General features: G+C 62.7%; 18 protein-coding genes and 1 pseudogene. 12 read left to right on the top strand and 7 right to left on the bottom strand.

Annotated elements, in window-relative coordinates:
• Nucleotides 1–273 precede the first annotated feature (273 nt).
• From METLW3_RS0115350 to METLW3_RS0115335, 4 genes are all read left to right on the top strand, one after another.
• A complete protein-coding gene (locus tag METLW3_RS0115350) occupies nt 274–636 on the top strand; it encodes a transposase (protein ID WP_051465372.1) in 363 nt (120 codons plus the stop codon).
• The gene (tnpB, locus tag METLW3_RS0115345; protein ID WP_024878662.1) at nt 633–980 is read left to right on the top strand and encodes an IS66 family insertion sequence element accessory protein TnpB; all 348 of its coding nucleotides are present in this window, start codon (nt 633–635) and stop codon (nt 978–980) included. The genes METLW3_RS0115350 and tnpB overlap by 4 nt, the downstream gene beginning before the upstream one ends.
• 68 nt (nt 981–1,048) lie before the next feature.
• Nucleotides 1,049–2,659: an IS66 family transposase gene (locus METLW3_RS0115340; RefSeq protein ID WP_024878661.1), complete on the top strand. Its 1,611-nt coding sequence runs from the start codon at nt 1,049–1,051 to the stop codon at nt 2,657–2,659.
• A gap of 2 nt (nt 2,660–2,661) precedes the next feature.
• A complete protein-coding gene (locus METLW3_RS0115335) occupies nt 2,662–2,895 on the top strand; it encodes a hypothetical protein (RefSeq protein WP_024878660.1) in 234 nt (77 codons plus the stop codon).
• A gap of 34 nt (nt 2,896–2,929) precedes the next feature.
• Here the strand turns inward: METLW3_RS0115335 and METLW3_RS25685 are convergent, their stop codons facing one another.
• Together METLW3_RS25685 and METLW3_RS28275 are read right to left on the bottom strand one after the other, a co-directional pair.
• Nucleotides 2,930–3,724: a HEAT repeat domain-containing protein gene (locus METLW3_RS25685; protein ID WP_051465440.1), complete on the bottom strand. Its 795-nt coding sequence runs from the start codon at nt 3,722–3,724 to the stop codon at nt 2,930–2,932.
• Between the two features lie 678 nt (nt 3,725–4,402).
• Entirely contained in the window at nt 4,403–4,684 is a 282-nt protein-coding gene (locus tag METLW3_RS28275) for a hypothetical protein (RefSeq protein WP_157096040.1), read from the bottom strand.
• On the opposite strand from METLW3_RS28275, the gene METLW3_RS0115315 reads away from it, so the two are divergent.
• A complete protein-coding gene (locus METLW3_RS0115315; protein WP_157096039.1) occupies nt 4,671–5,018 on the top strand; it encodes a hypothetical protein in 348 nt (115 codons plus the stop codon). The two genes, METLW3_RS28275 and METLW3_RS0115315, sit on opposite strands and share 14 nt — an antisense overlap.
• A 42-nt stretch (nt 5,019–5,060) precedes the next feature.
• On the opposite strand, the gene istB is transcribed toward METLW3_RS0115315, so the two are convergent.
• From istB to METLW3_RS28270, 3 genes and pseudogenes are all read right to left on the bottom strand, one after another.
• On the bottom strand, nt 5,061–5,843 hold the full coding sequence (gene istB, locus METLW3_RS0115310) for an IS21-like element helper ATPase IstB (protein ID WP_024880758.1): 783 nt from the start codon (nt 5,841–5,843) through the stop codon (nt 5,061–5,063).
• A pseudogene (gene istA / locus METLW3_RS25680) lies at nt 5,833–7,378 on the bottom strand (IS21 family transposase). The gene istB and the pseudogene istA overlap by 11 nt, the downstream one beginning before the upstream one ends.
• Before the next feature lie 106 nt (nt 7,379–7,484).
• Nucleotides 7,485–7,679, bottom strand: a complete 195-nt coding sequence (locus METLW3_RS28270; protein WP_157096357.1) for a hypothetical protein — start codon at nt 7,677–7,679, stop codon at nt 7,485–7,487.
• Between METLW3_RS28270 and METLW3_RS0115295 the strand changes: the two genes are divergently transcribed.
• Nucleotides 7,678–8,142, top strand: a complete 465-nt coding sequence (locus METLW3_RS0115295) for a nuclear transport factor 2 family protein (protein ID WP_024880756.1) — start codon at nt 7,678–7,680, stop codon at nt 8,140–8,142. The genes METLW3_RS28270 and METLW3_RS0115295 overlap by 2 nt on opposite strands.
• Before the next feature lie 74 nt (nt 8,143–8,216).
• A complete protein-coding gene (locus tag METLW3_RS0115290) occupies nt 8,217–8,846 on the top strand; it encodes a pyridoxamine 5'-phosphate oxidase family protein (protein ID WP_024880755.1) in 630 nt (209 codons plus the stop codon).
• Here METLW3_RS0115290 and METLW3_RS28265 read toward each other — a convergent pair.
• Together METLW3_RS28265 and METLW3_RS29085 are read right to left on the bottom strand one after the other, a co-directional pair.
• Complete coding sequence (locus METLW3_RS28265; protein ID WP_024880754.1) at nt 8,833–9,084, bottom strand: SDR family oxidoreductase; 252 nt, start codon at nt 9,082–9,084, stop codon at nt 8,833–8,835. The two genes, METLW3_RS0115290 and METLW3_RS28265, sit on opposite strands and share 14 nt — an antisense overlap.
• A complete protein-coding gene (locus tag METLW3_RS29085) occupies nt 9,075–9,527 on the bottom strand; it encodes a hypothetical protein (protein WP_245267364.1) in 453 nt (150 codons plus the stop codon). Before METLW3_RS29085 ends, METLW3_RS28265 begins: the two co-directional genes overlap by 10 nt.
• A gap of 9 nt (nt 9,528–9,536) precedes the next feature.
• Between METLW3_RS29085 and METLW3_RS26935 the strand changes: the two genes are divergently transcribed.
• The 5 genes from METLW3_RS26935 (at nt 9,537) to METLW3_RS0115255 (ending at nt 15,424) form a co-directional block, all read left to right on the top strand.
• Nucleotides 9,537–9,938, top strand: coding sequence for a CGNR zinc finger domain-containing protein (locus METLW3_RS26935; protein WP_245267363.1), 402 nt, complete (start codon nt 9,537–9,539; stop codon nt 9,936–9,938).
• A 424-nt stretch (nt 9,939–10,362) separates the two neighbouring features.
• Nucleotides 10,363–13,365: a TonB-dependent receptor plug domain-containing protein gene (locus tag METLW3_RS26930; RefSeq protein WP_051465439.1), complete on the top strand. Its 3,003-nt coding sequence runs from the start codon at nt 10,363–10,365 to the stop codon at nt 13,363–13,365.
• 520 nt (nt 13,366–13,885) lie between these two features.
• Nucleotides 13,886–14,314, top strand: coding sequence for a TonB-system energizer ExbB (exbB, locus tag METLW3_RS0115265; protein ID WP_024880750.1), 429 nt, complete (start codon nt 13,886–13,888; stop codon nt 14,312–14,314).
• Complete coding sequence (locus METLW3_RS0115260; RefSeq protein WP_018264657.1) at nt 14,307–14,690, top strand: biopolymer transporter ExbD; 384 nt, start codon at nt 14,307–14,309, stop codon at nt 14,688–14,690. The genes exbB and METLW3_RS0115260 overlap by 8 nt, the downstream gene beginning before the upstream one ends.
• A gap of 11 nt (nt 14,691–14,701) precedes the next feature.
• Nucleotides 14,702–15,424, top strand: coding sequence for a TonB family protein (locus METLW3_RS0115255; RefSeq protein WP_024880749.1), 723 nt, complete (start codon nt 14,702–14,704; stop codon nt 15,422–15,424).
• Nucleotides 15,425–15,443 lie beyond the last annotated feature (19 nt).

Here is a 15,443-nt window from a genome sequence, read left to right as displayed (position 1 = left end):
TGATTAATGGTTGTGTTTCAGAGAGGGCGCATGTCGATCTGTGCAATCATCCGCGCTGCAGCGTTTGCCGCGCCGGCTTGCTTCCTCGTCGCCTGTCACACGGGCGGGCGAGAGACGGGCGGTTTGGAGCCGGTCTATGTCGCGATCATCGATGCGGCCTATTCACCCCGTATCCCTACGCCGTGGGCCGCCTTTTCAAAATCGAGGGAATAGAGCGAAGCTGCGCAGCTAAGTCGGCTTTATGAGCGAGGCAAGCTGCACAGCATGGGTCGGATGACATTGATCACGGGCCGCGAGCGGCGGCGCCGATGGAGAGACGAGGACCGGACGCGGATATTGGCGGCGATCGCCGAGCCGGGCGCGGTGGTCGCCGATGTGGCGCGCCGTGAGGACGTTTGCACGAGCCTCGTCTACAAATGGCGGCGCGCAGCGCAGCGGGAGCAAAGCGCCGCTTTATGCGGATTTTCGCCGGTGATCATCGAGCCCGCGCCGCGAGTGGCGGCGTCACAGGAACACCCGCCGCAAGACGCCGCGGCCGGCGTCGTCGAGGTCGAGCTGAAGGACGTGCGTGTGAAGATCAGCGCCACGGCGCCGTCTTCCGTGATCGCCGCGACTTTGAAGGCGCTACGCTCATGATTCCATTGCCAGCTGGTTGCCGGGTCTGGATCGCGACCGGCCATACGGATATGCGACGCGGCATGCAGGGCTTGGCGCTTCAGGTTCAAGAGCAGTTGCAACGGGACCCTCACGCCGGCGACCTCTACATCTTCCGAGGACGCCGAGGCGATCTCGCGAAAATCCTTTGGCATGACGGGATCGGCCTGTCGCTCTACGCCAAGCGGCTCGACCGCGGAAAGTTCATCTGGCCCTCGGCGAGCGCGGGCGCCGTGTCGATTTCGGCCGCCCAGATGGCCTATATGCTCGAGGGAATTGATTGGCGAAATCCGCAATCGACATGGCGTCCAGCAAGCGCGGGATGAGCGAAAAAGCTGGGGTCGGACGCATTTTGGGGCGCCACAAATCGAAAGATTTGTGATTCACTCGCTATATGGACGCCGTCGGCAAAGCCCTGTTGGACGAAAACGCCGCACTGAGAGCCGAGCTCGCCGTCGCGCGCGCGAAGGCGTCGGAAGACATGGCGCTGATCGCCGCGCAAAAGCTTCAGATCGCCAAGCTGGAGCGCCAGATATACGGGCAGAAATCGGAGCGGTCGGCGCGTCTTCTCGAGCAATTGGCGCTCATGTTCGAAGAGCTGGAAGCGAGCGCGACGGAAGACGAGATCGCCGCGGAACAGGCGGTCGCGAAAACGACGGCGGTCGCCGGCTTCACGCGCAAACGGCCGGATCGCAATACATTCCCGGAACATCTACCGCGCGAGCGCGTCATGATCGAGACGCCGACGAGCTGCGCCTGCTGTGGCGGCCAGCGCCTGCGCAAGCTCGGCGAAGACGTGACGCAGACATTGGAAACGACGCCGTGTCAGTGGAAAGTGATCGAGACCGTGCGGGAGAAGTTCTCCTGCCGGGACTGCGAGAAGATCACGCAGCCGCCCGCGCCATTCCATGTCGTTCCGCGCGGCTGGGCGGGGCCGAGCCTTTTGGCGATGATCGCTTTCGAGAAGTTCGGCCAGCATCAGCCTTTGAACCGTCAGGCGGAGCGTTATGCGCTCGAAGGTGCGCCGATCGCTTTGTCGACCATGGCTGATGCGATCGGCTCCATTTGCGCCGCGCTCGAGCCTCTGCGCCTTCTCATAGAAGAGCATGTTCTCTCTGCCGAGCGCCTGCATGGCGACGATACGATCGTGCCCGTGCTGGCGAAGGGCAAAACCGACACCGGCCGCTGCTGGGTCTATGTGCGCGACGATGCGCCCTTCGGCGGCGCCGGACCGCCCGCTGCGATTTTCTATTACTCGCGTGATCGCAAAGGCGAACATCCGCAGACCCATTTGGCGAACTACTTCGGCATTCTGCAAGCGGACGCCTATGACGGCTACAACAAGCTGTATGCAGCGGAGCGCAAGCCTGGTCCGATTCTCGAAGCGGCGTGTTGGGCGCACGCGCGGCGCCCGTTCTTCGTCATGGCCGATATCGATGCGAACGTTCGTCGTAAGGCGGCGGGAAAAAAGGAGATTCCACTGTCGCCGATCGCCATGGAGATCGTGCGCCGCATCGACGCGCTGTTCGAGATCGAGAGGTCGATCAACAGCAAGAGCGCGCAAGAACGCCTCGCCGTTCGCCGGGCGTCGAGCCGACCTCTCGTCGACGCGCTGGAAAGCTATATGCGCGAACAGCTCGCCAAGCTCTCGCGTGGACATGACCTCGCCAAAGCGATGCAATATATGCTGAAGCGATGGCCGGCCTTCACGCTGTTCCTCGACGACGGGCGCGTTTGCGTGTCGAACAATGCCGCCGAGCGTGGACTGCGCGGAATTGCTCTGGGACGAAAATCATGGCTGTTCTGCGGGTCTGATCGCGGAGGCGAGCGCGCCGCCGCCATGTATGGGCTCATCGTCACAGCGAAGATGAACGGCCTCGATCCGCAGGCCTGGCTCGCCGACGTCCTCGCGCGCATCGCCGCGCATCCGGCGCATCGGCTCGATGAATTGCTGCCGTGGAACTGGAGCCAGAAGGATAAAGCCGCGCCGGCGCTGGCGGCCTGACCATGCACGTCAACAAGGTCTCTCACGTCACGACCATCGATCGCATCGCTGCGCAGCTCGGCGAAAGTGTCGACTTCCTCCATGACGTCGCCAATGAAATGGAGCCCGAGGATGGCGTGATCTGGGTCTATGGCCTCGGCGACCTCGAGATCCTGGCCTTCACCGACTTCGGTGTCGAGAACCTCGTCGAGCTCATCAAAATCCACAAAGAGATGAAGTCGCACCGAGAGCGCTGACGCGAGGATCCTGCGTCCACGATGAGCGCTTGCTTTACGATTGCCTGTTCGGCAATTGCAGCAATCTCGCGAGCGCCTCGGAATCCATGTCGGGATCGACGCTGAAGCCGAGATATGATTTGGCGGCGTCCACGAAGAGTCCTTCGTGCTCGCCCGCCGCCGAGATTTCGGCGACCAAGTAAGGCACGACGCGGTCGTCGCGCCTGCGAGCCAAGCCATGGAGCGCCTCGGCTCTTACGAAGACGTCAGCGTCATTTACCCGTCGCAGCAGCGCATCCCGAATCTCGGGGCCGTCAATCGAAACGGTCTGGCCGATACTTGTGGCGGCCCAATCTCGCGCCCTTTCATATGGATCGTCCATCAACTCCAGCAGAGCGCCTACCGCCGCATCCGAAGTCGCACCACAGAGGGAGAACGCCACGCCGTGGCGGACGTCGTCGTCAGAATGGTTGCGCAGCCCGATCAGAGCACCCTCGCAACGACGGTTTCCGAGATGGCCAAAGGCGAACACAGTCGCTATCAAGACATCTCTGTCCTGTTCGCGGTGAATAATCTCGAGGAGGGCGTCGCAGCATTCCTCTGGAAAGGTGCGCGCGGGTGAGCCCAACTGGCCTAGAATGGTAACCCCGAGCCTTCGTGACTTCGGATCCCGCGCGCCAGACAGTGCGATCGCGGCGTCGACGACCTCTCTTGTCCCCCGAGCTTCCAACACTGCTAAGGGATTACAAGTAGCACTCTTCCCGTCCTCATCATCGATCTGCGCCAATGAAGCCGCTATCAACTCTGCCGTTGAGCGACCGTCTCGCTTCATCTCCTCGAGCGTGCTCAAGAGCGCTGACCCCTTCAAAACCGTTCGAGTCTGCTAACTTACGACTTGGAGAACTGTCGCCCCGGGAAGCTTTGCTTGCGACGTCCTTGCGAAGTTGCCGCAAAACGCATTAACGAACTTCTGTCCTGGAGCAGGGAAGGCGCATTTTATACCGCCGCCAATGCAGCGTAAATGGCCCGCGCTGGCCGCTCCGCCGTCAGCGTCGAATACGTCGTCCTGCGGCCTACGGCGAATGCTTACTTCACCCCTGGCCGCATGCAGTTTCACTGCGATCGAATCCGATTTCCTCGAAGGCGACGTGAAGCACGCGGGCAACATTCAGAAAGCCGACCTCCCGGACCGGGGGCAGTCTTGACTTGCGTGGTACTTCAGCGATCTGAAAGGGTGGGAAGTCCGCTTCACTCGGGCGACGGAAAAAACGACACGCGTGGAAATCAATGTCGCCTCTTCGATGTGGGGGCCGGACAAGGCCGCCCTTCAATTCGTGCCTCTAATCGGCGAGTGCGCAAAACGCCTCTCGCCCGCGCAAACAGGCAAGACGACGTAGGCGGCTGCGCCAATCAGTCTCCCCCAAGTTCAGCCCTGGTAGCTGCGTCCTGCTTCGCTAGCCATTCTCGAAGCGCACTTTTCGGCTTTGGCGGCTCTGGCGCGGCTGTCAATATCGAAAGCTCCGAACCTTCAATTTTGACGCCCGTCACCGTCAAGCCACAGGCCTGAACCGCCTTGATAGCGCGCAGGATCTCTGCTTGTGTCGGTCCACTTCTCGGCTTTCGCGGCATGTCTCGCCTCTCGTTCATGATGCGCGGGGAAGGGGATTATTATGGCCGGCTTGGCGCGTCGCAACGCGCGCGCGGGTGTCGCGAAGATGTTCGGCACGAACGGGATGACTCCTTCGGGAAACTCTATCATCCGTAGGATCTTGGTCGGCTCGAAGATGTCGTATTCGATGTGCGTCGTCATGTGGGCTTCCTTTCTTCGTTTAGGCGACGTGGGCGGCGTGGCGCCCGCCGTTGCGGGAGCGCTGGAAATTGCCGGCGACGCGGTTCGCGGCGTCGTCGACCGCGGCGGCGTGAGCGCCGGGGCCGGCAAAGAGATGAAGCGAGCCAAAGTGCTGGACGCGGGTTTGCGCCGGCTCGGGACGAACGCGCGGGCGGAAGGCGGGCGCGTCGGCAGGGCAAGAGCGCAGCGGGAGGCCGAGGTTGCTCTCATGTCGGGCGATGGCGGCCCTGGCGCGGCGCCACTCATAGGCCAGCGTGTCGATTTCCGTCGAGATTTGACCCAGGATTTCCGTTGAGAACCGACCCGGGTTGAAGATGGCTTGCGGGTCAGTCAGTCGTCAAGTTTTGGTCTTCTCCTTTGCAGGTTTGTCCGCCTTCGCGGAGCTGTCCTTGAACCGGAAGCTGTCGTTCCCGGTTTCGAGGATGTGGCAGCGGTGAGTGAGGCGATCGAGCAGAGCCGTCGTCATCTTGGCGTCCCCGAAGACGGCGGCCCATTCGCCGAAGCTGAGATTTGTCGTGATGATGACGCTGGTCCGCTCGTAGAGCTTGCTCAGCAGATGGAACAGCAGCGCCCCGCCGGAGCCGCTGAACGGCAGGTAGCCGAGCTCATCGAGGATGACGAGATCGGAATGAACGAGCCGCGCCGCGACTTGGCCCGACTTGCCCTGGTGCTTTTCGGTTTCGAGCGCGTTGACGAGCTCGACGGTGGAGAAGAACCGCACGCGCTTTCTGTGATGCTGGATCGCCTGGATGCCGATCGCTGTCGCCAGATGCGTCTTGCCCGTACCAGGTCCCCCGACCAGGACGGCGTTATGCGCATCCTCGAGGAACTCGCAGCGATGAAGCTGGCGCGCGAGCGCCTCATTGACCTCACTGCTGGCGAAGTCGAAGCCGGCGAGATCGCGATAGTTCGGGAACCGCGCGGCCTCGAGCTGGTAGGCGATCGATCTCACCTCCCGGTCGGCGGTCTCCGCCTTCAAGAGTTGCGACAGGATCGGCAGCGCGGCCTCGAAGGCCGGGGAGCCTTGCTCGGTCAGCTCGCTGACGGCTTGCGCCATGCCGTGCATTTTGAGACTGCGCAGCATGATGACGATGGCGCCGGCGGCGGGATTATGACGCATGGCGCGCCTCCCGACCTTTGCGCAGCGCGTCGTAACGCTCGACATTGGCCTGCGGCTCGGTGGGGAGCGTCAGCGCGTTGGGCGGCTTCACGGGCGGCGCGTCGACCGGCTTGCCGTCCACCAAGCGATGCAACAGGTTCAAGATGTGCGTCTTGGTCGGCGCGCCGGCCTCCAGCGCCAATTGGACGGCGGTCAGCACGGCCTGCTCGTCGTGCTGTAGGACCAGAGCCAAAATCTCGACCATCTCACGGTCGCCGCCCGGCTTCTCGAGCATGCGCTGTTGCAGCGTCCGAAAGGCGACCGGCAGTTCGGCGAAGGGCGCGCCGTTGCGCAGCGCGCCCGGCTTGCGCTGGATGACGGAGAGATAATGCCGCCAGTCGTAGACCGTCACGCTCTTGTCGTTATGCGACCGGGCGAAGACGCGGGAGTGCTCGCACACGATCTGCCCCTCGGCGGCGACGACGACGCGCTCAGGGTAGACCCGCACGCTGACGGGGCGATTGGCGAAGGAGGCCGGCACGCTGTAGCGATTGCGGTCCAGATGGATCAGGCACGTCGGCGTGACCCGCTTGGTGTGTTCGACGAAGCCGTCGAATGGCCGCGGAGGCTGCATCAGTTGCGGAACCTCCTCGCGCCAAGCCTCCGCGGGATTTGGCCTCCGCGATCGTCCCCGGCTGCGCGCTGTGCCCAATCTCGGTCCACAGCTCGCGGCATCGCGCCTCCAGCCAGTCGTTGAGCGCCGCCAGCGACGGAAAGCTCGGGATCGGCTGCCAGAGGCGATGACGAGCATCCTGAACGTTCTTCTCGATTTGCCCCTTTTCCCAGCCAGAGGCCGGATTGCAGAATGCGGCCTCGAACAGAAAATGGCCGACCATGGCGGCGAAGCGGGCGTTGACCTGGCGTTCTTTGCCGCGCCCGACCTTGTCGATCGCGGTGCGCATGTTGTCGTAGACGCCTCGCCGGGGCGCGCTGCCCAGCACGCGGAAGGCGTGATTGTGGGCGTCGAACAGCATCTCATGCGTCTGTTGCGGGTAGGCGCGGAGGAAGAATGCGCGGCTGTAGGAGAGCTTGAACTGGGCGACCTGCAACTTCGTCCGTTCGCCCGCGATGATCGCCCAATCCTCCGACCAGTCGAACTGGAACGCCTCGCCGGGCAGAAACGTCAGCGGCACGAACGCGCCGCGCACGCAGGTCTGCTGCTCCCGATGCCGCGCCGCCTTCCACTCGCGCGCGAAGGCCGCCACGCGATTGTAGGAACCGTCGTAGCCGAGGGCGACCAGATCCGCNTGCAACTGCTTGACCGTCCGCTTCTGCTTGCGCGATTTTGCGGCCTCCTGACGCAGCATGTGCGCCAGCTTATCGGCGAACGGGTCGAGCCGGCTCGGTCGATCGGGCGTGGCGAACCGCGGCTCGACGCTGTCCGAACGCAGGTATTTGCGCACCGTATTGCGCGACAGCCCCGTGCGTCGCGCAATCTCCCGGATCGAGAACTCCTGCCGATATCGCCAGCGTCGGATGACGCTCAATAACTCCATGTCGATCACTCCAAGGTCCCCCGCGACGCTCGAGGGGGAAAGGTTCGAACAGGGGTCAGTTCTCGGTGGAAAAACTCGTGCTGCCTGGGTCAGCTCTCAGTGGAAATCAACAGCCAGATTCGGCGAGGGCGAGATCATCGAAATCATCTTCCATGTCGGGCTCAACACGCTGACGAATTACATCAACGAAGTCGCCGATACGCTCGTTGATTTTCCCGTGCTCGAAACGCGCCGTGTGGCGTAAATGGGCTGCGCGCTCGGAGCCGATCCGGGCGCGGCTTTCATCTGAGGACTGAGCCATGTCGAGACCGCCGCTTCCCCCCTTCACGCTCGAAACCGCGACGCAAAAGGTGCGCCTCGCCGAGGACGGCTGGAACAGCCGCGATCCGCAGAAGGTCGCGCTGGCCTATACGCCGGAGAGCCGCTGGCGCAATCGCGCCGAATTCATCGTCGGCCGCGACCAGATCGAAGCCTTTCTCGGGCGCAAATGGTCGCGCGAACTGGACTATCGCCTCATCAAGGAGCTGTGGGCCTTCCGCGAGAACCGCATCGCCGTGCGTTTCGCTTATGAATGGCGCGACGACAGCGGCGCCTGGTTCCGTTCCTATGGCAATGAGAATTGGGAGTTCGACGAGCATGGCCTCATGCGCTTGCGCATCGCCTCGATCAACGATCTCGCGATCGCCGAGGCAGATCGCAAGTTCCATTGGCCGCTCGGCCGGCGACCGGACGAGCATCCGGGTCTGACCGACCTCGGTCTTTGATCGGCGCCACGCGAGCGCGTTCATTGCGCTCGCGTGGCGATGATCCTCTTCTCGCGCCTCGGGAGGAAATCGACATGACCTATTCCAGCGACATCGCCTTCACGCCCACTATCAAATCTATCCAGACGCGTGAGGGCTCGCGCCGCGCCTATGCGCGCATGGAGGAGGAACATTCGTGGCGAACGAGCCTGACGCCGGATATAGTGGCGTTCATCGCACAGCAGACGAGCGTCTTTCTCGCGACGGCGAATAGGGAGATGCAGCCCTATATTCAGCACCGCGGCGGCCCCGCCGGTTTTCTGAAGACGCTCGATGAGACGACCATCGGCTTCGCTGATTTCTCGGGAAATCGCCAATATGTGACGATCGGCAATCTCGCCGACAATCCGAAAGCCTATCTCTTTCTGATCGACTATTCGCGCCGCCGTCGCGTGAAGATCTGGGGAACGGCGCGCGTGATGGAAGACGACGCCGAGCTGATCGCGCGGCTCACGCCGGCGGATTATGCGGCGCGTGTCGAACGCGCGATCCTTTTTTCTGTCCTCGCCTTGGACGTGAATTGCCCCAGCCACATTCCGCAACGCTTCGAGGCGTCCGATGTCGCCGCTGCGCTCGCGGAGCGAGACGCGCGCATCGCCGCGCTCGAAGCGCAAGTGCAGGAGCTGCGCGCGAGCGCAGGGCAGGGCGCCGTCATAGCGATTTGATCTCGCCGCCATCCATCCGCAGGGTCACGCCCGTCATCCAACGCGCCGCCGGCGACACGGCGACGGCGATCAGCTCGGCGATGTCTTCCGGCGTTCCGTAGCGCGCGATCCTGGTCTCCGCAGCAAAGGCGTCGATCGCAGCGTCGAGCGATAGGCCTTTCGCCTCGCCGTAGCGCGCGAGCATGGCGCGACGGCGGTCGGTCATCACCGGGCCGGGCAGCACGGCGTTCACCTGCACGCCATCCCCGACGCCGCGCTCGGCGAAATCGTTCCCACTGCGGCGAGCGACGCCTTCGGCGTCAACGCCGAACTCTCCGACATGAAAACCACCGAGCCGCTGCTTCGCATGGACGGGAGGGGCATGGCGGTCGCGATAGTGGCCGCCGACACGGCCGCGAGCGTGAGGAGGGGATTGGAGGCGAGGAACATGGGATCTCCTGTAACCGATGTAATGTGCATATAACGGTTATGCAGGCTTGCCGGTTGCGCATGGGGAGAGGGCGAGGCGACAACGATCGAGGCGAGCGAGTGGCGAGATGGCATGCCCTCCTTCGGAGGCGCGCTGTGGATCGACTTTCTCAACACGACGCCGGTGATGAACGGCGAGGCGATCGATTTTCTCTCTAACGCCGAGGGGCTGGCGAAATGGGCGCGCGCGGCGGGGATCGATGGTTCGAGCAAGCCACGAAAGTGGAGCTTAAGTCGGCGTGGGAAACGCGCGCGGCGCTCCGCGAGCTCTTCGACAAGATCTCCGCAGGAGAGGCGATCTCCGCCCGGCGCCTCGAGCCGATCGATCGTCTGCTCGGCTCGGTCGCGATTCGCGAGCGATTGATTCTACGCGACGGTCATGTGGCGCTCGCCGAGGAAGCGCGTATCGAGAAGGATGTGGTGGCGACGACGGTCGCGCGCGATTTCGCGCAATTCGTTTGCGAGGCGGAGCCCGCTCGAATGAAGCGTTGCGCCAATCCCGCCTGCTCGATGGTGTTCTACGATCGCGGGCGGAACAATATTCGCCGCTGGTGCACGATGGCGATCTGCGGAAATCGTGACAAGGTCGCGCAGTATCGCGCGCACAAGGCGCGAGAGAAATAAGCCGCGAGTCGTCATCATTCATGGCAATCGGGCGCTGCCGTTCGATCGGCGGCGTTCCAGCAATCGCGATTTCGAGCACAGAATTGAGCATCGAAAGGTAACATGCTCGTCTATGGCGTTTCGAGCAGCGTCCAGTTTTGATAGGCTATAATGTAGGTTAGTTTCTCATCGTGAAACGATCATCGCTGGATGGCTCGATCGTCGCCTTCGGCAGTCAGATGGAATACCGAACCCACGCCTTCGTCATTCCCGAAAAAGCCTCGATAAGTCCACGATTTAGGCGAATTGCCTCGATTATCGGCTTGCGGAAGCGCGTCTGCTGTCACTACGTATATTGCAAATATATCGCGTGCTCGGCGGGGCTGCTTCTGCTCGTCGTGGCGCAACCGTTTTGTGCGGAACACAAGCAAGGGGTGCAATGACAATGAGCAGCGCTGCGACGCGGCATTCACGTGATGCGGTTTACTCCACCAGTTCCGCGCTCGCTCTGTCGGTCGTCCTGACTGTCGCCGCATCGGCTCAGGAGGCTTTGCCGGCGATCGAGATCGGCGGGACATCGGCCGGCTCCAACGCCGCCGCCTCGGGAGCTCCGCTGGCGCCGCAACTCGCCCGGCCGGATCTCCAGCCCGACAATGTCGCCAATGCCGCGCGCGTCGCCACCAGCAGCCGCTCCCATACGCAGACATTCACGCGGCAGGACATACAGGAGCTGAACCCGCAGGACGTGTTCGGCCTGCTGCGCAATGCGACCAGCATCCTCGTCACCTATCAGGGTCGCAAATTCCCGAACAATCTGAAATTCCGCGGCGACGGCAATTTCGGCTTCATCGTCGACGGCGCCTATGTGAGCGCGCAGACCGCGGGCCTGATGATGCAGTCGCTGCCCGTTTCAGCGCTCGATCAGGTCGATGTCGTGCGCGACGCTTCGGCGCTGACGCTCGGCCCGCTCGTCGACTTCGGCTCCTCCTCCGGCGCGTTGAACAGCGGCTTCGTCGTCGTGCGCACGCATACGCCGCAAGAGAATGAAATGGAGCTGCGCACAGCGGCGCAGAGCTATGGCGGCGTGCTCGGCAGCGCCTATGGCGGCTATGTCTTCGGGAAGAAGCCGGGCGAGATTCCGGCCTTTATCTCGGGTTTCATTAAGAAGAGCTCCGACGACGGGCCGGCGAACGGCTCCAATTGGAACGACACGGTCGCCGGTCTGCTCAAAGGCGGATTCACCGTCGGTCCGCTCGACACCAGCTTCACCCTGTTTCAGTCGAGCACGCGCTACGGCTTTCAGCAGGGAACCTTCGGGGAGCAAACGGCGAGCACGCTCGCGCAGAAGTGGGGCTATTCGCCGATCGAATCGACATTCCTCTCCTGGAATTCGACGTTCCGCTGGGACGAGCACAATGTCAGCCTGCTCACGCTCGCCTATACGCGGACGGAGGACAACAACGTCCTCGCCTCCTTCAATAGTCCGAATCTGACGGTGGCCAATGAGCAGGGCTACACCGGCCAGATCAATGCGCGGCACAGCTTCACCTATGACGGCACATTGGCGCAGCTCGGCCTGCAATATGTGAATTGGGCGAGCCCCAGCGGACAGACCAATTACGCCAATTATGCGCGCAAGGAGGATACGCTCAGTGGCTATGGCAATTTCGAGCAGAAGCTGCTCTCCGATCGCCTGATCTTCGACGCGAGCTTCCGCCTGGACAATCACTTCGATTACATCGGAGTCGATACGGCCGGAACGACGAAATATTTCTACAATCGCGGCTTCCCGCTCGCAGTGAATTATGCGGGTGGCGCCACGGTGAAGCCCCTGCAAGGATGGGGGATCGGCGAGTTGGGCGCCTCCCTCGGCGATTTCAATCCGCTCGCGGGCCTCGCGAATGTGGCCTTCAGCGGCCGCTATTCGCACACTGAGCAGAGCGACATGTCCGGCGTCATCGCGGACGCCAACGTCACTCTGCTGCCGGAGAAGCAGGACAAATACGAGGCGGGAGTCAAAATCCCGGTCTTCCGCTGGTTCACGCCGGAAGTGACCTATTTCGACACCGAGATTCAGAACAATAAGCAGCCCTCGCGCACCGTCACGGTGAACAACAACAACGTCACTTACTGGACTCAGGGCAACACGTCGCGCAAGGGAATAGAGGCTGTCGCGACCGGCGTGCTGCAGGACGAACTGCTCGGCAAGACGACCTATCGCGGCAGCTACACGCGGCTGACCGAGGTCTACAGCAATTCGCTGGGAACCTATGACTGGCTGAACCCCTATCGCTTCCAGACGCCGAGGACGCAGATCAACTTCGCGCTCACCCATGCCTGGGATAGGTTCACCGGCACGGTCGCGCTCAATCATGTCTCCATGTACTGGTCCAATGGCTTCGCCGTCGACAACGCCTATCACCAGGTCGGCAACTACACGACGCTCGACGCGAACATCGCCTATAATTTCCAGCTCATGGATTGGGACGCGCGGCTCACCTTCTACGGCCGCAACATCACCAATAAGCGCTATGAGACGATCTACACCTACAAGGCCTGGGGCGCCGTCTGGGGCTCGGAGCTCAAGCTCTCCTGGGGCGAGCATTCCTCGCCCGCGCCGCTTCCGGGCATGGCGTGGCTGGCGACGGCCGACGACTCGCCGTCGCCCTGGAGCGGGCTCTACGCCGGTCTCAACGCCGGCGGCGTCTTCGGCGACGGCCATGGGGTCAACACGGTTCCCGGCACCTCCACCATTCTCGGCGACGGCGGCGACGACAAGGGCGCGGTCGGTCGCCCGGCGACCTTCTTCGGCCGCGCGAGCGCCTCGAGCGCGGCGAGCACGATCCCGATGGGAATCGGCGGCGGAATCGGCGGCGCGCAGCTCGGCTATAATTGGCGCTTGCGTCCCGATGTGATCGGCGGCTTCGAGGCGGATCTGCAGGGAGTGGCGGGGGCGAGCGCGTCGGGCTCGGCGTTGCGCTCGGCGACCGAGCCGGTCACGGGCGCGAATGTCGTGACGGCGACCAAGGCGACGAAGAGCCTCTCCTATCTCGGCACGGCGCGCGGACGCATCGGCTATCTCGTGACGCCGACGCTGCTGCCCTATCTCACCGCCGGTCTCGCCTATGGCGAAGGCGGTTTCTCGACCTCCTTGACGCAGGTCTCCACCTCGGCGTCCTTCGCGCCGAATAGCGGAACCATCGGCTCCTCGTCGATCCGCATCGGGTGGAGCGCGGGCGCGGGCGGCGAATGGATGTTCCGTCAGAATTGGAGCGCCAAGCTGGAATATCTCCGCTATGACCTCGGCAATCAGGGCGCTTACGGCGATATGGCGGGCTACAACCTCACCGCGGCCGGCAATCCCGGGCTCTATGCGTCGGCGGTGATTTCCTCGACGCGCCTCGCGGGCCATATCGTGCGCGCCGGCGTCAACTATCATTTCGAATAGAGGCCTTGCGACGCCCGAGCAGGCGATTCGCGAGCATTGGGAGAAGGCCGGCCTTCGCGTCGGCTCTCTCTTTTGCGTTCGGGCCTGAGCCGTCTCACTCGGCTTTCGCTGCTCGGAGCGGGTCGCCGAAAGGCGCAATCGGCTATTGCAAGAAATTTCCGCAAATTACCAAAAAAGATGCAACCTGTGCGAGAAACTGACAATATCGCCGCGGCCGGCCGTTTCGATCGAGCTTTGCATTCTGTCGTCGCGGCGATTATTTCCTCATTACTTTAGACTTACGTCGGTCGCCCAGCGCAGAGACACGTTATAGTGGCTGGCTGAAAATCAGGCGCCTGTCTCCGGCGTCTTTGTCTGCGCCCGAATTTTCCCGTTGACGCGATCTCGGCGGATTCGCAATGTATTGAATATAGATATCGCGGCGACGAGGCGGGCTCATCATGGGCTGGCGAATGTCGAGAGCGACGCGCATCGGGCTCTCGACATTCGTCGTCGATCGCCGCTGCTGGAGAATTGCGCAATGCAAATGGAATGGTTGTCGACGGCGATCGATTTCGGCGTCATCGGGCTGCTGGCCGCGCTCAGCGTCATCGTCGTCGCTGTGGCGCTGGAACGGCATTTCTTCTACCGGGCGATCGACATTACGACTTTTACCAGCATCAAGGCGCTGGAACTCGAGCTGAGCAAGCGGCTCATCGTCATCGCATCCGTCGCCTCCAATGCGCCTTATATCGGCCTGCTCGGCACCGTGCTCGGCATCATGCTGACCTTCTATAATTTGGGTCTCGACGCTTCGGCGGACGCCAGCAAGATCATGGCCGGCCTCGCGCTCGCCCTCAAGGCGACGGCGGTCGGGCTCGTCGTCGCGCTATTGTCGGTGGTCTCCTACAACGTCCTTTTGCGTAAGACGAAGGTGCTGCTGCTGAAGTGGGAGATCGCCAATGGATGAGAAGCCTTTCGAGACGCTCAACGTCATTCCTCTCGTCGATGTCATGCTGGTGCTTCTCACAATGGTGCTGACGACGGCGAATTTCATCGCGACAGGCCGCATACCGGTCGCCTTGCCGCAAGCTGCGCAGACGCAGGTCGACCGCCAGAAGGACAAGACGATCGAGATCGCCGCCGATGGAAGCGTCTATTTCGACGGCCATGTCGCAACCAAGGATGAGTTGCGGAGCCGGCTCACAGGGTTGCCGCCGGAAACGGGCTTCCTCATTCGCGCCGATCGCGCTGTGGCCTTGCAGAGCTTCATCGACGTCGCCGAGCTGCTCAAGCGCATGAGCTTCACCAAAGTCGCCGTGCAGACCAAGAACAGTCCGAAGTGAGAGGCGTCGAAATGGCTTTCCTGGCGGCGTCCGCGCCCACGAAAATTGCGAGACCGGCGAGCCGCTTCTCGCTCTATCACGGTCTCGCGCTCTCCTTGGCGCTGCACGCCCTGCTATGCGCGCCTTACGTCCTGCATCGTCTCTACACGACGGAAGAGGAGGCTTCGGTTCTCGTCTTCGAGCTCGATGGTCTCGTCGATGATGAGCAGACCGATGAGAAGCTGCAGCAGGATAATGCCGGCGAGACACACCAGACCGCGACGCAGGCGACCGTGGCGAAGCCTGTCGAGCAGCGCGAGCAGGCGGATGAAGGCGAGGCCAATGCAGCCGCTGTCGCCGCGGCGGCCCCTTCGCAGTCGAAGCCCGATCCGGCCGGTTCCGCCAATGTGGCCGGCGCGCAGGAGCAGCAGGTCGCGCGCACCATCTCTCGCCGCGCGGAAACCGAGGAGGACCGCATTCGCGTCTATATACGGCAATTGTCGAAGCGCATTCACACGCGGCTCGTCTATCCGGAGGAGGGGCGTCGCGCTGGGCTGCGAGGCGTCGCAAAAGTCTCCTTCGGCATTCTCGCGAGCGGACAAATCCGCGAAGAAACGCTCAAGATCGTTGCGACGAGCGGTCAGGAGCGTCTCGACGTCAGCGCGTTGAAGACGGTGCGGTCGAGCATGCCCTTCGGACCTCCGCCGCGGGAGATGAATGTGGCGATCGACGTTGTGTTCGGCCCTTCACGCTGATCGTGAATTCGGGGACGAA

The sequence above is a fragment of the Methylosinus sp. LW3 genome (assembly GCF_000527115.1).
Lineage (GTDB): Bacteria > Pseudomonadota > Alphaproteobacteria > Rhizobiales > Beijerinckiaceae > Methylosinus.
The sequence above is the reverse complement of the archived record's forward strand: the minus strand, read 5'-3'. Positions and strand labels throughout refer to the sequence as shown.

Bases quoted from the DNA above. Each gene is read 5' to 3' on its own strand.
- METLW3_RS0115335 (WP_024878660.1), top strand. From the start codon at position 2,662: ATGCACGTCAACAAGGTCTCTCACGTCACGACCATCGATCGCATCGCT.
- METLW3_RS0115350 (WP_051465372.1), top strand. From the start codon at position 274: ATGACATTGATCACGGGCCGCGAGCGGCGGCGCCGATGGAGAGACGAG.
- METLW3_RS28275 (WP_157096040.1), bottom strand. From the start codon at position 4,684: ATGACGACGCACATCGAATACGACATCTTCGAGCCGACCAAGATCCTA.
- METLW3_RS0115260 (WP_018264657.1), top strand. From the start codon at position 14,307: ATGGATGAGAAGCCTTTCGAGACGCTCAACGTCATTCCTCTCGTCGAT.
- METLW3_RS0115295 (WP_024880756.1), top strand. From the start codon at position 7,678: ATGTCGAGACCGCCGCTTCCCCCCTTCACGCTCGAAACCGCGACGCAA.
- METLW3_RS26930 (WP_051465439.1), top strand. From the start codon at position 10,363: ATGAGCAGCGCTGCGACGCGGCATTCACGTGATGCGGTTTACTCCACC.
- METLW3_RS0115315 (WP_157096039.1), top strand. From the start codon at position 4,671: ATGTGCGTCGTCATGTGGGCTTCCTTTCTTCGTTTAGGCGACGTGGGC.
- exbB (WP_024880750.1), top strand. From the start codon at position 13,886: ATGCAAATGGAATGGTTGTCGACGGCGATCGATTTCGGCGTCATCGGG.
- tnpB (WP_024878662.1), top strand. From the start codon at position 633: ATGATTCCATTGCCAGCTGGTTGCCGGGTCTGGATCGCGACCGGCCAT.
- istB (WP_024880758.1), bottom strand. From the start codon at position 5,843: ATGCGTCATAATCCCGCCGCCGGCGCCATCGTCATCATGCTGCGCAGT.
- METLW3_RS0115290 (WP_024880755.1), top strand. From the start codon at position 8,217: ATGACCTATTCCAGCGACATCGCCTTCACGCCCACTATCAAATCTATC.
- METLW3_RS28270 (WP_157096357.1), bottom strand. From the start codon at position 7,679: ATGGCTCAGTCCTCAGATGAAAGCCGCGCCCGGATCGGCTCCGAGCGC.
- METLW3_RS0115340 (WP_024878661.1), top strand. From the start codon at position 1,049: ATGGACGCCGTCGGCAAAGCCCTGTTGGACGAAAACGCCGCACTGAGA.
- METLW3_RS0115255 (WP_024880749.1), top strand. From the start codon at position 14,702: ATGGCTTTCCTGGCGGCGTCCGCGCCCACGAAAATTGCGAGACCGGCG.